Raw genomic sequence first — 16,242 nt, forward strand, 5'->3', positions numbered from 1 at the left:
AAAGGGTTAAACAATGAAGAGAATATCTTTACTTAAAATAATGGCATTTGGGGTACTGGCACTGGTCCATACTGCATGTGAAAATGCTAAGTATGATGTTATAGATAATTTAGTCTATATAAATGAAGCGTCTACATCCAAAACTAAAGAATTGACATTGACAGAGGGTACGACGCGTACTTCGTTAACTGTACGTTTGGTGAATATTATTAATCAAACAATAAAAGCTAATTTATTTATTGACGAATCTGTATTAGATGCTTATAATAAGAAGAATGAAACTAATTATAAAATGCCTCCTAAAGAATATATATCATTTCCTGAATCAGTGACAATTGAAGCAGGTTCTGTAAGTGCAGATCCTGTGAATGTTGATATTAAAAGTTTTGAAGCTGAAGGCGGTGCTCAATATGCAATTCCCATCAGTATTAAGAATGTGGAAGGAGGTATTGAGAAGTCGGAATCCTCTTCCAGTTTTTTATTGGTTCTTGTGAAGCCTTTGAAACAAGCTGTTCCTAAATTAACATGGTATAATGGTATGCATGCAGCCCCGGAAGGAGCTTGGGGGTTAGCTTTGCCAAATTATACATTGGAATGGTGGAGTAAAGTCACCTCTAAATCAGGGAACGGTGGATATACTAAGAATAATCAGGCTATAATAAACTCAGGAGGTTCAGGGACAGAACTATATATACGGTTTGGTGACTTAATCTATTCCGAGAATGGTAGCTATAAAAATAATTTCCTACAAGTAAAAACGATGGGGTCTCAATTTGATACAGGTGATCCAACTAAGGGAAAAGGTTTAGAAGCACAAAAATGGTATCATTTTGCAGTGAGTTATGATGCAGCATCCGGTACTACTTTATTGTACCAAAATGGTACTGTAGTTGCCTCATTATCTTCTTCAATAGGACAACCGATGAATATTGATCAATTTCAGATGATTTCTTCAGGAGAAGAATATTTTCCGGATTTCTGTGAAATGTGTCAGGTTCGTTTTTGGAAAGTTACACGCACAGTTAATCAGATAAAGAAATCTATGTATACCGAAGTTGACTATACAGACAAGAATTTGTTGTTGTATCTGCCAATGAATGAAGGTGAAGGAGCTACAATACTACACGATGTAACCGGTAATGGTCATGATGTGGAAATTGGCAATTCTAACCTAGGTAACGAAAACCGTCAAAAGGTGACATGGGAAACATATTCATTTGCTCAATAATTTAAAACAGTATGATATGAAAGCATTATTTAAATATATATTATACAGTACATTTTTTGCTATGTCATTGCCATTAGTCACAGCATGTGACGATGACGAAGCAACAGATCCGTATGATATCAATTATGTCTATATTTATAAACCAAGTGAAACAAATGCTACTTTAGAGTATAAAGGAGACGGAACTTTTTTGAAAGAAATCGCCACCGAACATATTTTGTCTCCTGTCAGGTGTACTAAACCTGCACCACAAGATTTGACCATCCAATTAGCTATTGACAGGTCATTGGTAGATGCATACAACAGTGAATATGGAACGAGCTATGTAGCTTTACAAAATGCAGAACTGGAAAATGCAACTTTGTATATAAAACAAGGGGAATATATCTCTGCAGATACTTTAAAAGTGCATTATACTAATATGGAAGAATTTAAGAACGGATCGGAAAATTATATTCTCCCGATTGCTATAACTTCTATTAATGGAACAGGAGTATCAGCGAGTGAAAGTAATAGTAAGATATTCTTGACATTTGAATCGACTTACAAACCAAATCATGTCACACTGACTTCAAGTAAAGAATATCTGTTAGAGTATCAGTATAGTCAAGGATTTACAAATTTAAGCAGTGAATGGAAGCTTGACGGTATCTTAAAATCGGCATGGGCCGCAGATGGTGACACCAAAGTTACTCTTGCTATTAATCCGGCATTAGTTGGAACGTATAATGCATTGCATGGCACAGATTATTCTTTACTGACTAGTGCAAGTTTAAAGCAATCGACAATAATGATTAAACAAGGAAAAACAACTCCGGAAGAGAGTGTTGCCTTGAGTTTTTCGGATGATATGGCTTCTGTGCAGCTGGGTACTAACTATGTTATTCCAGTGACAATCACGAATGTTGATGGAGTAGGAGCAGATATAGGCGAGAATAAAGTTATATATATTGTTTATAAAACAGCACTTGTCGGATTTTTATCTTGTGTAGACAAACCGGTAGGTTCTGTAATAAATGACCATTCGGGTTGGAGTTTTACTTTGAATGGACAATCTAGCGACTTGTATGATTATGTTCCGGATGGCAGCATACTTGATATCGATTTGGGAAAACAAGAGAATATAAAAACTATTGCTTTACATTTCTATGAATGGTTTTATTCTTCGGAAAGTGCAAGTATAGCGATAAGTAATGATGGAGAGAAATATGAGGATCTTGGTGTAGCTTCAGGATTTGCAAATAAGACAAGTTACATTCTTCTTCTTGTGGCTAAACAAGCGCAATATATAAGAGTAACTTTCCATGGAGCTCTTTATTATTCTCCTTATATTAATACTGTAGGTATTTATACTGAAACTGAATAAAAAATGGCCCAAGTTTATTACTGAATGAGCTTGGGCTATTTGCTGTTTATATCATGTTGTGATCAGTTCTAAGTTTTCTTTGTTAATAAAACTTAGAACTGATTTTTTTCTTGAGTATCTTATATTTTTGGATTGTATTATCTAAAAACTAATTAAAGGAAATGCTATGAGAATCATTCGCCGTATTATTTTTCAGCTGCTTTGTTTGTTGGGAGCATGTTGTTATATTCCTGCAACAGCACAAGTCGTTTTAGTTGATAATGGAAAAACTAAATCCAGGATTATTCTATCAGAAAATGACCAGATTAATCAAATATCAGCAAATTTATTTCAATTGTTCCTTCAGAGAATTTCAGGTTGTACATTTCCCATTGTAAAAGGGCAGAATGCAAAAAAAGGAGATATTATAATCAGTAGCAAAACCCCAGCTGGAGTGACAGAAGACGGTTTCAGCCTATCTACGAAAGATGGAATCTTACGTATTTCAGGCAGTGGGAATGGGACAGTCTACGGAGTTGTAACTTTACTCGAACAATATCTTGGAGTGGATTACTGGGGAGAAAACGAATACTCTTTTAACCCTGCGAAGACAATCGAACTGCCGCTTATCGATAAAATAGATAATCCGGCTTTCCGTTACCGCCAGACACAATGTTATGCTATTCGTACAGACTCCATATATAAATGGTGGAACAGGCTGGAAGAGCCAAACGAAGTGTTTGCTGCCGGTTATTGGGTGCATACTTTTGATAAGTTGCTTCCTGCTTCCGTATATGGAAAAGACCATCCGGAATATTATTCTTATTTTAAAGGCAAACGCCATCCCGGGAAAGCAAGCCAATGGTGTCTGAGTAACCCGGAAGTTTTTGAAATCGTGGCTCAGCGGATTGATTCTATTTTTAAGGCAAATCCGGATAAGCATATTATGTCTGTGAGTCAGAATGATGGTAATTATACCAATTGTACATGTGATGCCTGCAAAGCGATAGATGATTATGAAGGAGCACTCTCAGGAAGTATCATTACTTTTTTGAATAAGCTGGCTGCCCGTTTTCCCGATAAGGAATTTTCCACGCTTGCCTATCTGTATACGATGAATCCTCCGAAACATGTGAAGCCATTGCCGAATGTGAATATCATGCTTTGTGATATAGATTGTGACCGTGAAGTGACTTTGACGGAAAATGCCTCAGGTAAAGAGTTTGTGAAAGCAATGGAAGGCTGGGCTGCCATCACTAATAATATTTTCGTGTGGGATTATGGTATTAATTTTGATAATTATCTGGCTCCGTTCCCTAATTTTCATATCTTGCAGGATAATATTCGTCTGTTCAAAAAGAATCATGCCACTATGCATTTCTCACAGATTGCAGGAAGCAGGGGAGGAGACTTCGCTGAGTTACGTGCCTATTTGGTATCTAAGTTAATGTGGAACCCCGAAGCGAATGTTGATTCTTTGATGCAGCATTTCCTGCATGGATACTATGGAGAGGCTGCGCCATACCTTTATCAGTATATCAAGGTGATGGAGGGAGCGTTGATAGGCAGCGGACAAAGATTGTGGATTTATGATTCTCCTGTTTCCCATAAATACGGAATGCTGAAACCACAACTGATGCGACGTTATAATCAACTGTTTGATGATGCAGAGAAAGCGGTGGCTGAAGATAATAAATTCCTGAAGCGTGTGCAGCGTGCCCGCTTGCCCATTCAGTATTCGGAATTGGAAATTGCCCGTACTGAGACTGGTACAGATATGAATGAGATCAGTCCGAAATTGGCACTTTTTGAAGAACGGGTGAAAGAATTTAATGTACCGACATTGAATGAACGTTCCAATTCTCCTGTGGAATATTGCCAGTTGTATCGGGAGAGATATATGCCCCGTGCAGAAAAAAGCGTTGCGATAGGAGCAAAGGTTACTTATCTTATTCCTCCTACCGGTAAATATGCAGAGATCGGAAAAACGGCATTAGTGGATGGATTATTCGGAGGATCTACTTTCGTTGAAAGCTGGGTTGGCTGGGAAGGAACAGACGGTGCTTTTGTTATAGATTTGGGTAAAGAGAAAGAAATACATAGTATAGATACGGATTTCCTGCATCAGATCGGAGCCTGGATTCTTTTCCCTCTGAAGGTGGTTTATTCCTATTCTGAAGATGGAGAGAATTATACACATTGGGGAACACATGATATGCCGGAAAACCGTTCGGGGAAAGTGGAGTTCCGCGGAGTGAAGACTGAATCGGAAATGCCAGTGCATGCCCGTTATGTGAAAGTTGAGGTCACCGGTACGAAAGAATGTCCCGAATGGCATTATGGTGTAGGACATCCTTCGTGGTTCTTTATCGACGAAGTAACAATAAAATAAAAAAAAGTAGGGGCAAGCGTTAGTAGTTTGCCCTTCTTAGTTGTATTATATATAGATGGGTCAGAAAAATGACCCTTTCATCTATATACTATTGAACTATGCAACAGAATAAAACTGCTTCTCAAGGAAAAACTATCAACCCGATTTATTGGGTACCTACCGCTTATTTTGCAATGGGACTTCCCTTTATTGCCATCAATTTGGTTTCCGTATTCATGTTTAAGGATTTGGGTATTTCTGATACTCAGATAACGTTTTGGACTTCTCTTATCATGATGCCCTGGACACTCAAATTCTTATGGAGCCCTTTTCTTGAAATGTATCGGACCAAAAAGTTTTTTGTACTGGTAACCGAACTGTTGAGTGGTATATTGTTTGGAGTAGTAGCTTTTTCGTTATTCTTTGATTATTTCTTTGCTATCAGTATTTCCACTATGGCGGTGATTGCGTTCAGTGGAGCCACACATGATATTGCTTGCGATGGTGTATATATGGCAGAACTGAATAAAGAGGATCAGGCTAAATATATTGGAGTGCAGGGGGCTTTCTATAATGTGGCAAAATTGGTTGCCAATGGTGGATTAGTTGCTTTGGCAGGTATGCTGGCCGAACATTTCGGGGCAATAGAAGGAGCTTCGATAGATGCCAATAAGGGTGCATATTCATCTGCATGGATGATTATTTTTGCCGTAATTGCTGCAGTAATGGTATTGCTCGGTCTTTATCATATAAAGATGTTGCCTTCTACACAAGTTCCTGCTACCGGAAAAAAAACTACTTCAGAAATCATGCAGGATTTGGTAAATGTGATTGGGAACTTTTTTACTAAAAAACATATAGTATATTATATCTTCTTCATTATTCTCTACCGATTGGCGGAAGGATTTATAATGAAGGTTGCTCCTTTGTTTCTGCGTGCCTCCAGAGAGGTCGGAGGTCTGGGGCTGTCATTGACAGAAATCGGAACATTGAATGGCGTCTTTGGTTCTGCCGCCTTTGTTATCGGTTCATTGCTGGGTGGAATATTTGTTGCCAGATATGGATTGAAGAAAACTTTATTCATGCTTTGTTGCGTGTTCAACCTTCCTTTCCTTGCTTATACTTTCCTTGCTGTAGTCCAGCCGACCAGTCTTTATCTGATCGGAACATGTATCACAATGGAGTATTTCGGCTATGGTTTCGGATTTGTCGGACTGACCTTGTTCATGATGCAGCAGATTGCTCCTGGCAAACATCAGATGTCACATTATGCATTTGCTTCGGGAATTATGAATCTGGGAGTTATGCTTCCGGGAATGATCAGCGGCTATTTTAGTGATTTACTGGGATACCGTAGTTTCTTTATCTATGTACTGATCGCAACAATTCCTGCTTTTTTGATGACCTATTTTATACCTTTTACGTATGATGATTCAAAAAAGAAAAAATAAATTGCTATTTTTGAGTGATAATAGATAACTAATTACTAAATAAATAATTATTATGAATAAGATTCAAATTCCCTGGGAAGAACGTCCTGTCGGATGTACAGATGTAATGTGGCGTTACTCGCAAAATCCGGTCATCGGACGCTATCATATTCCTTCATCCAATAGTATTTTCAATAGTGCTGTCGTACCTTTCAAAGATGGGTTCGCCGGCGTATTCCGTTGTGACAACAAAGCTGTACAGATGAATATCTTCACAGGGTTCAGTAAAGATGGTATTCATTGGGATATTAGTCATGAACCGATTCAATTTAAAGCCGGTAACACGGAAATGATCGAATCCGAATATAAATATGACCCGCGTGTTACATGGATTGAAGACCGATATTGGATTACTTGGTGTAACGGCTATCATGGACCTACTATCGGTATTGCCTATACATTTGATTTTATAGATTTCTTCCAATGCGAGAATGCCTTCCTGCCTTTCAATCGTAATGGAGTACTTTTCCCGCAAAAGATAGATGGCAAATATGCTATGTTAAGTCGCCCCAGCGACAATGGACATACACCGTTCGGTGATATTTATATCAGCTACAGTCCGGATATGAAATACTGGGGTGAACATCGTTGTGTTATGAAAGTGACTCCTTTCCCTGAAAGTGCCTGGCAGTGTACCAAGATTGGTGCAGGTTCGGTACCTTTCCTTACTGATGAAGGCTGGTTGCTTTTCTATCATGGTGTTATCACTACTTGCAACGGTTTCCGTTATGCAATGGGTTCGGCGATACTCGATAAGGATCATCCCGAAAAGGTACTTTATCGTACCCGTGAATATCTGATAGGTCCGGCTGCACCTTATGAACTTCAAGGTGATGTGCCCAATGTGGTATTCCCATGTGCGGCATTGCAGGATGGTGAGCGTGTAGCTGTTTATTATGGAGCTGCAGATACTGTTGTAGGAATGGCTTTCGGCTATATCCAGGAAATAATTGATTTTACAAAACGGACGAGCATTATCTAAGAAGGATATGAGACGTATATTATTAACTTGCACACTGGCTTTCACCCTTCTCCCCGTATTTGGGGGAGAGGGTAAGGCCCCCCCTATGAATAAGGAAAAGAGTCTGTTGATAGACTATGTAGATCCTTTTATTGGAACGACAAATTTCGGTACCACTAATCCCGGAGCTGTTTGTCCGAATGGAATGATGTCCGTAGTACCTTTTAATGTGATGGGTTCTGCTGATAATACTTACGATAAAGATGCACGTTGGTGGTCTACGCCTTATGAATATACCAATTGTTTCTTTACAGGATATTCTCATGTAAATCTGAGTGGTGTCGGTTGTCCTGAACTGGGTTCTTTATTGCTGATGCCTACTACCGGAGAACTGAATGTAGACTATAAGGAATATGGGAGCAAATATAAGGATGAACAGGCTTCTCCCGGCTATTATTCCAATTATCTGACGAAGTATAATATAAAGACAGAAGTCTCTGCTACTCCGCGTACAGGTATTGCCCGTTTCACTTTTCCTAGAGGAAAGAGTCATATACTTCTGAATTTGGGCGAAGGCCTGACCAATGAGAGTGGAGCCATGCTTCGTCGTGTAAGTGACAGCGAAATAGAGGGAATGAAACTATTGGGTACTTTCTGTTATAATCCCCAAGCTGTATTTCCCATCTATTTTGTGATGAGAGTGAACAAAGTTCCCACCACAACCGGATATTGGAAAAAGCAACGTCCGATGACAGGTGTGGAAGCAGAATGGGATCGAGACCAAGGCAAATATAAATTGTATACCCGCTATGGAAAAGAAATAGCAGGTGACGATGTGGGCGCTTACTTCACTTTTGAAACAGAGGAAGGAGAACAGGTCGAAGTACAGATGGGAGTTTCCTTTGTAAGCATAGAGAATGCCCGTTTGAATCTGGATAAAGAACAGTCGGGAAAAAACTTTGAACAGGTGCTTTCCGATGCCCGTGCACAGTGGAACGATGACTTGTCACGTATCACTGTAGAAGGAGGAACGGATGCACAGAAAACAGTTTTTTATACGGCACTTTATCATTTGTTGATTCATCCGAACGTTCTGCAGGATGTAAATGGTGAATATCCGGCTATGGAGAGCGATCAGATTCTGACAACGAAAGGTACCCGATATACTGTATTCTCTTTGTGGGATACATATCGTAACGTACATCAGCTTTTGACTTTGGTTTATCCCGAACGTCAGATGGAAATGGTACGTACCATGCTCGATATGTATCGTGAACATGGTTGGTTTCCTAAATGGGAATTGTATGGAAGAGAGACTCTTACGATGGAAGGTGATCCAAGTATCCCAGTGATTGTGGATACATGGATGAAAGGATTGCGTGACTTTGACGTAGATCTGGCTTATGAAGCTATGTACAAGTCGGCTACATTACCCGGGGCGGAAAATCTGATGCGTCCGGACAATGATGACTATATGTCAAAAGGATACGTGCCGCTTCGTGAACAATATGATAACTCCGTATCTCATGCACTGGAATATTATATCGCAGACTTTGCCCTTTCCCGTTTTGCGGATGCTTTAGGAAAGAAGAAAGATGCGGAAATGTTCTATAAACGCTCTTTGGGATATAAGCATTATTATAGTAAGGAGTTCGGTACATTCCGACCTATTCTTCCAGACGGAACTTTCTACAGTCCGTTCAATCCGAGGCAGGGAGAGAACTTTGAACCGAATCCCGGTTTCCACGAAGGTAATTCTTGGAATTATACTTTCTATGTACCACATGATGTATATGGATTGGCTAAACTGATGGGTGGAAAGAAACCTTTTGTCAATAAGCTGCAAATGGTGTTTGATGAAGGACTATATGATCCGGCTAACGAACCGGATATTGCTTACGCTCATCTGTTCTCTTACTTTAAAGGTGAAGAATGGCGTACACAGAAAGAGACACAGCGACTGCTGGATAAGTACTTTACGACCAAACCGGACGGTATCCCTGGAAATGATGACACAGGTACGATGTCTGCATGGGCTATTTTCAATATGATAGGTTTTTATCCCGACTGTCCGGGATTGCCGGAATATACATTGACTACTCCGGTATTTAATAAAGTAACGATCCGCTTGGATCCTAAATGGTATAAGGAAAATGAGCTGGTAATTGAGAGTAATCGTACCGGATCGGAAACTCTTTATATAAATAAGGTGTTATTGGATGGTAAGAAGTTCAATAAATACCGCATTACCCACGATGAACTTGTTCATGGTAAACGCTTGATATTTGATTTGAAATAACACACAGTGTTTCATAGGTATCGTTTTTGGGTTGACAAGGCTGTCGGACTTTTCAGGGTTCGGCAGCCTATTTTTTTTACATCTTACCTGAATAATCCTTTCAAAAAGATAGTGTCACTATATGTCTGCGATAGTGACACTATATCAGTGGTATAGTGACACCATTTACCTGGGATAGTGTCATTATCTTATTTTTATAAATATCCCCTTTTCCGTTTTAGTATTAAATATTTGGAATGTAGCCGATTACAAAGTTTCCTTTCATCCGTCTTTTATACGATCAGCGTATAATTAAGATGATGAATAGAAAGAAATTATTTCAACATATCCTTTGGATATTAATCGTAGCAGAATGTTTTCCAATGCTGGCTGTTGCTGCATCGAAACAAAAAGAACAACGTTACAAGATCGCCGTATGTGACTGGATGATATTGAAACGTCAGAAGATTGGTTCGTTCCAATTGGTGCATGAGTTGAAAGGAGATGGAGTCGAGTTGGATATGGGTAGTCTCGGTAAAAGAGAAATGTTCGATAACAAATTGCGTGAGCCCCATTTCCAGCAGCTATTTCGTGAAACAGCTCAGAACTATAATTTAGAGGTTCCTTCTATTGCTATGTCCGGTTTTTATGGACAGTCTTTTTTAGATCGTGCTAATTATAAAGAATTAGTTCGGGATTGTCTGGATGCAATGAAAGTAATGGGTGCCAAGGTCGCTTTTCTCCCTTTGGGTGGAGTGGAAGCAGGCTGGCAGGAAACTCCGGAACTTCGGACAGCTTTAATAAAACGGCTGAAGGAAGTAGGGGATATGGCTGCTTCGGAAAGAGTTGTAATTGGCATTGAAACTCAATTGGATGCAAGAGAAGAAGTGAAACTATTGAAAGAGATTAATTCTCCCGGTATCAAGATCTATTTTAAATTTCAGAATGCATTAGAGAATGGAAGGGATCTATGTAAGGAACTCAAGATTCTTGGAAAAAATAGAATTTGCCAGATTCACTGTACAGATACGGATGGAGTGACTCTTCCTTTCAATGAGCGGCTGGATATGAATAAGGTAAAAAAGACGCTTGACAAAATGGGCTGGAGGGGCTGGCTGGTTGTAGAACGCTCACGAGACAAGGATGATGTGAGGAACGTGAAGAAGAATTATGGAACGAATATAAAGTATTTGAAAAAGGTGTTTCAAGAGTAATATAATAATTGAGATAATAGGTAGGAGGGACTTCAAACATTATATGTCCTCTTACTATATTAAAAGTCCGAACTTAAAAAAGTTCGGACTTTTTTTTCACTATGCGAATCAAATCCTAATCCTATAGAGATATTGATGCTTTCTCATCCTTTATTTCGGATGCTTGTAACCATTTTGTTTTTTATTTAATTCACTGTTTCCGTTATGGTATCAATCAGCAGAATTTTGGTGGATTACAATGATCTTATCCATTCGTCCTTTATATGAATCGGTTAAAGTGGAAGTTAAAACGATGTGAAGATGTGGAGAAGAACGATGATTGGAATATAAAACATTTAAAAGAAAATTTTAAACAATGATAGGGAGGGGAATTATGATATAGTTTAATAAAACTAAGAGAAAAAACTTCAGATTCTATTTTTTATTCTTTTTAAGAGATTACGATTCTTTTAGTTGTATCTTTTTATTTATATGAATAGATGTCTGATGATGTAATATATCATTTTATATAAATTAAAATTTAATCTATGAAGAGTAAACATTTATTCTTGCGAGTAAAAAGGGATAGTTTGGCATTTGCGGCAGCTATACTTCTTTTTAGTTCTTGTGTCGATGGATACAAGGATGATTGGACCTTCTCATCGGAAGTTCAGGGGGTAACCTTGGAATCACCGTCGACTGAAGGTTGGACTTTTACCAGAAACGTAGATATTACGTCTCTGGAAATTAAATGGCCGGTAGTGCTAGGAGCCGGTGGGTACCAAGTGACATTTTATAATATTGATGATCCTGACAATCCAGTTGTTATAGGCGAAGAGAATGAAGTCGTAGATAAATGTACGATTACGCGTGATATTACTGAAGATACAAAGTATAAGGTTGCAGTCAGAGCATTAGGAAATCAGAAGTATAATAACGCTGATGCTGTTGCAGCTACGGAAATGACTTATAATACATTGGTTCGAGTACGTGAAACAATACCAACAGGAACTAATCTGACCGAATATTTTACGGCAAATCCGATTGAGCCTCTTGCAGAAGGAGAAGAAGAAATAGCTTATGAATTAGTGGCAGGTGGTGTATATGAAATGGATGGTAATATTGATTTAGGAACGACTACATTGACTATTCGTGGCGACAAAGTAAATCATGCCAAACTGACAATGAAAAGAAATGCTTCTTTTATAAATCGCGGAGCTGGTCTAAAAATTAAGTTTATAGATTTTGATTTTGATGCTGATACTTACAGTGCTTCTAATAGTAGAGGTGTCGTTATGTTCAATAGCACAGAAGCCGGTATAGTGCAGCAGCCTTATGTTTTCCAATCTTGTACTATAAAAGATCTTCCCGTACCATTATATTACTGTAATAATGGTTATGCTTTGTCGTCATTGTCTATTACTGATTGCTTGGTTAGCATTAATACAGCAAGTACTATATTTATAGCATTCAACGGTCAAGGTTGGATCAAAGATTTGAGCTTTTCAAACAGTACTATTTATTATACGGTTCCCGGATCTGCCTATTTTGTTCAGATGAGAGGACGTACTCCGTCAAACTTTAGCGGATCTGGCTGGAGTACATCGCTTCGGAAAATGAGTAATTGTACGTTCTATCAAATTGGCACTAACAATCGTTTCTTTAATAATGTAATAAACAGTAATAGTGCTGTGTTCTTTTTGGAAATGCAGAATACTATTTTTGCAGACTGTGTCGTAAGTTCGGCCACAGGAACTGAAGGTGTTTTCAGACGGATCTGTAATGCGGGAAATTATGGTAATGTAAATTATACACTTGGATATAATACTTATTATTATAGTGCTGTTCCGGGAGGATTCCTTGATTATGATACTAGTGATGAGAATGGACGAGACCATTCGGGAACAGCTATTAAGGTAGAGCCAAAGTTTGTGAATGCTGCTAACGGTGATTTTACTTTGAGTAGCTCGGAGCATATTGCGAATCGTTGTGGAGATCCACGTTGGCTTCCGACAACAGAATGAATACAATGTATAAACAATAACAGAATACTATGAGTAAAAGATATTTCATTTTAGGCTTATGTATGCTTTTTATACAAGCCTTTGCGCAAATCGTCTATGCCCAAAATGCACGTACGGTGACCGGGGTTGTTGTGGACGAATTTGGTGACCCAATTATTGGGGCTGCAATTAAGATTGTAGATTCTACGGTAGGCACGATAAGTGATATTGATGGTAAATTTAGCCTTCCCGTCCCGGAAGGGGGAAGATTGGCTGTTTCATTTGTAGGATACGTTTCTCAAACAATAACGAATTTGAATAATCCAAAGATTGTATTGAAAGAAGATGTAGCTAATCTGGATGAGGTGGTTATTGTAGGTTATGGTACACAAAAAATGAAAAACATAACGGGGGCGATTGAAACCATTACTCCGGATGAGATTAAAGATCTTTCGGTGGGTAACTTAGGTGATGCATTGAGCGGAATGATGAGTGGTTTGCATGTAAATTCGGGTGGTGGTCGTCCGGGTAGTACCCCAAGTCTACAAATACGCCAAAGTAATATCAATACCAGCATTACTCCCAATTCAACGCGTGGAGGTGATGCAGATCCTAGCCCATTATATGTAATTGACGATTTTATTTCTACAGAGGATGCATTTAATAATTTGGATGTGAGTGAAGTAGAAAGTATTACGGTTTTGAAAGATGCTTCGGCAGCTGTATATGGGGCACGTGCGGCTTACGGTGTCATATTGGTGAAAACCAAGCGCGGTAAGGTAGGTACACCTTCCATATCTTATACAGGGCAATTCGGTTTTACTGATGCTTTGAAAAAACCTAAGATGCTAAGTGCTTATGATTATGGACGTATTTATAATGCCGCACGTGGAGCTGGAACTTCTACCGGTGAATCGGAATCGGATAATAGAAGAACGCAATATTTCCAGGCTGACGAATTGGAAGCAATGAGAGGACTGAACTACGATTTGCTGGATGATGAGTGGAGTGCGGCTTGGACGCAACGCCACAGTTTCAGTATTAATGGCGGTACAGAGAAGGCTACTTATTTTGCGGGTGCATCTTACTATAATCAAGAAGGTAATATGGGACGTTTAGATTATGATCGTTGGAACTTCCGTGCGGGTGTTAATGCTAATATCGGTAAGTGGATTAAAGCCTCCTTACAGTTCTCAGGTGACATGGGTGAACAGAATAACTCACGTAATGGTATAACCAGTGGTGGGACAGATGCTGATTTTAATTCTCTAATGACACATTTGCCTTTTGTGCCCGGATATGTAGGTGGACGTCCTGTTGTATATACAGGTATGGAAAATGTGTCTTCGGGCTTAAGTGCTGTACGACTATTCCATTTTGGAGCAGTTCAGGATTCTCCTGACAATACTCAAAATCAGACAAATAATATGTCCATAAACGGTTCATTGGAATATGATTTTGGTTGGAGCAAATGGTTGAAGGGGCTAAAAGTGAAAGGTTCTTATTCGAGGAGCATTATCAATAATAAGAGTAATAATATCGGTACTAAAATGAATGTCTACAGGCTGCTGGAACGTGGTGGCAGTGGAAATCACCTTTATACTGGCGATGATATAAATATAGATGATAGCAATTTTGGTACTTTTACTTTGGATAATGGTAATTTATTGAGCCGTGCGATGAATAAAACGGATAACTACCAGATGAACTTGACAGTCAGCTACGCACGTCAGTTTGGTTTGCATAATGTGAATGGATTGTTTTCTATTGAAAAGGCAGAATCGGAATATGAATATCTGACCGGTACTGTAACTGATCCTTTCAGCTTTACCGATGGACAATCTAATTCGACAGCTACCGGTGCGGATCAAACGACTACGTTCGGTCGTACGGAATCGGGTATGCTCTCTTATATCGGTCGTCTGAACTACTCGTATGCAGACAAGTATTTGTTTGAGTTCCTGCTTCGTTCGGATGCATCTACCAAATTTGCTCCTAGTAACTACTGGGGAATGTTCCCTTCATGGTCAGCAGGTTGGGTTATCTCGGAAGAAAGCTGGTTTAATAAAGAAAAACTAGGTATTGATTTCTTGAAAATTCGTGGTTCATTCGGTATTTTGGGAAGAGATAATATACAACCTTGGTTGTGGACACAACTTTATAGCCGAAATGCAGATGGAGGTCCTATATTTGGTACAGCCACCAATACCTATAGTGGTGCAACATTCCAAATGCCGCAAAGAGGGGTCAACGCAGATGTACATTGGGATAAAACCTACAAGACCAATTTAGGTATCGATGTCAGGATGCTGGATAGTAGACTGGGTATTACATTAGATGCTTACTATGATATGGGACGTGAGTTGTTCACAACTTTCACGGGTACTTCTTTCTATCCGACTACTGTAGGTACGCAGGCTACTCCTGAGAACTTTGGAGAAGTTGATACGTATGGTTTAGAACTTACTTTGAATTGGAAAGATAAAATCGGTAAAGATTTTTCTTATTGGGTAAAAATGACTACCGGTTACAGTGATAACAAGATTAAAGAAGCCGGATTCCAGGCTACTCCCGGTTTTGATGACATTGTTCGGGGTGAACGTTCCGACCGTGGTGTGTGGGGATACGAATGTATTGGCATGTTCCGCACCTATCAGGATATCGAAGAGTATTTCGCAGTGAATAAGATCACTTCTTATCTTGGGAATACGAAAGATAACATTCATCCGGGTATGTTGATCTATCGTGATGTACGTGGTCAGCGTAATGCCGATGGTACTTATGGTGAAGCAGATGGCGTGATTGATCAGAATGACTATGTGAAGATTTCCAATCGTGCCAATAATCCTTATGGATTGACTTTTAATTTTGGTGCTTCGTATAAGAACTTCTCATTCAGTGCTCAATTTGGTGCAAGCTGGGGTACTTATGCTCTTGTACAGACAGACTTACGTCAGGAAAAATACGATGATCTGGAATATAAAAATGTATCTGCCATGTGGAAAGATATGTATGTGTATGAAGATGTATTGGATGCCGGTGGTAATGTAGTGGCGCCAATGAACCGGAGTGCTAAATATCCAAACTTAAGATATAGTGCCATAAACGGTCAGGCTTCTACATTTTGGAAAGTTAGCGCAGCCAGCGTTCGATTACGTAATTTGACAGTTGCTTATAGCCTTCCGAAGGAATGGACAAATCGGATCGGCATCAGCAGTTGCCGTCTGAATTTGACTGCTCAGAACCTTTTAAACTTTTACAATCCTTATCCTGATGGTGTTTGGAGTACATGGGGAGGCACTTATGGAAGATATCCTAATTTGCGTAAAGTAACTTTAGGTGTTAATGTCTCATTCTAATATCAAAGAAGATT

9 protein-coding genes are annotated in these 16,242 nt (G+C 39.1%); all 9 read left to right on the forward strand.

Annotated features, from left to right (window positions below):
- The first annotated feature begins 13 nt into the window (after positions 1 to 13).
- A complete protein-coding gene (locus tag DW640_RS06895; protein ID WP_008765825.1) occupies positions 14 to 1,228 on the forward strand; it encodes a BT_3987 domain-containing protein in 1,215 nt (404 codons plus the stop codon).
- Positions 1,229 to 1,244: 16 nt separating this feature from the next.
- On the forward strand, positions 1,245 to 2,594 hold the full coding sequence (locus DW640_RS06900; protein WP_010537900.1) for a BT_3987 domain-containing protein: 1,350 nt from the start codon (positions 1,245 to 1,247) through the stop codon (positions 2,592 to 2,594).
- Positions 2,595 to 2,760: 166 nt separating this feature from the next.
- Positions 2,761 to 4,965: a DUF4838 domain-containing protein gene (locus DW640_RS06905; RefSeq protein ID WP_117577688.1), complete on the forward strand. Its 2,205-nt coding sequence runs from the start codon at positions 2,761 to 2,763 to the stop codon at positions 4,963 to 4,965.
- A gap of 98 nt (positions 4,966 to 5,063) precedes the next feature.
- Positions 5,064 to 6,395 (forward strand): MFS transporter, encoded by a 1,332-nt coding sequence (locus tag DW640_RS06910; protein ID WP_008765822.1) that lies wholly within the window; start codon positions 5,064 to 5,066, stop codon positions 6,393 to 6,395.
- A gap of 52 nt (positions 6,396 to 6,447) precedes the next feature.
- Complete coding sequence (locus DW640_RS06915; protein WP_008765821.1) at positions 6,448 to 7,416, forward strand: 1,4-beta-mannosyl-N-acetylglucosamine phosphorylase; 969 nt, start codon at positions 6,448 to 6,450, stop codon at positions 7,414 to 7,416.
- Positions 7,417 to 7,423: 7 nt separating this feature from the next.
- Complete coding sequence (locus DW640_RS06920; protein WP_055270716.1) at positions 7,424 to 9,694, forward strand: GH92 family glycosyl hydrolase; 2,271 nt, start codon at positions 7,424 to 7,426, stop codon at positions 9,692 to 9,694.
- 299 nt (positions 9,695 to 9,993) lie between these two features.
- The gene (locus tag DW640_RS06925) at positions 9,994 to 10,887 is read left to right on the forward strand and encodes a sugar phosphate isomerase/epimerase family protein (RefSeq protein ID WP_055270774.1); all 894 of its coding nucleotides are present in this window, start codon (positions 9,994 to 9,996) and stop codon (positions 10,885 to 10,887) included.
- Positions 10,888 to 11,414: 527 nt separating this feature from the next.
- Positions 11,415 to 12,890: a DUF4992 family lipoprotein gene (locus DW640_RS06930; protein ID WP_008765818.1), complete on the forward strand. Its 1,476-nt coding sequence runs from the start codon at positions 11,415 to 11,417 to the stop codon at positions 12,888 to 12,890.
- Between the two features lie 29 nt (positions 12,891 to 12,919).
- The gene (locus DW640_RS06935) at positions 12,920 to 16,228 is read left to right on the forward strand and encodes a TonB-dependent receptor (RefSeq protein ID WP_008761668.1); all 3,309 of its coding nucleotides are present in this window, start codon (positions 12,920 to 12,922) and stop codon (positions 16,226 to 16,228) included.
- Positions 16,229 to 16,242: the final 14 nt, after the last annotated feature.

The organism is Bacteroides sp. AM23-12 (assembly GCF_003434395.1).
GTDB lineage: Bacteria > Bacteroidota > Bacteroidia > Bacteroidales > Bacteroidaceae > Bacteroides > Bacteroides thetaiotaomicron.

Excerpts from the sequence above, each read along its gene's own strand:
- DW640_RS06895 (WP_008765825.1), top strand. The coding sequence starts at position 14 with ATGAAGAGAATATCTTTACTTAAAATAATGGCATTTGGGGTACTGGCA.
- DW640_RS06900 (WP_010537900.1), top strand. The coding sequence starts at position 1,245 with ATGAAAGCATTATTTAAATATATATTATACAGTACATTTTTTGCTATG.
- DW640_RS06905 (WP_117577688.1), top strand. The coding sequence starts at position 2,761 with ATGAGAATCATTCGCCGTATTATTTTTCAGCTGCTTTGTTTGTTGGGA.
- DW640_RS06910 (WP_008765822.1), top strand. The coding sequence starts at position 5,064 with ATGCAACAGAATAAAACTGCTTCTCAAGGAAAAACTATCAACCCGATT.
- DW640_RS06915 (WP_008765821.1), top strand. The coding sequence starts at position 6,448 with ATGAATAAGATTCAAATTCCCTGGGAAGAACGTCCTGTCGGATGTACA.
- DW640_RS06920 (WP_055270716.1), top strand. The coding sequence starts at position 7,424 with ATGAGACGTATATTATTAACTTGCACACTGGCTTTCACCCTTCTCCCC.
- DW640_RS06925 (WP_055270774.1), top strand. The coding sequence starts at position 9,994 with ATGAATAGAAAGAAATTATTTCAACATATCCTTTGGATATTAATCGTA.
- DW640_RS06930 (WP_008765818.1), top strand. The coding sequence starts at position 11,415 with ATGAAGAGTAAACATTTATTCTTGCGAGTAAAAAGGGATAGTTTGGCA.
- DW640_RS06935 (WP_008761668.1), top strand. The coding sequence starts at position 12,920 with ATGAGTAAAAGATATTTCATTTTAGGCTTATGTATGCTTTTTATACAA.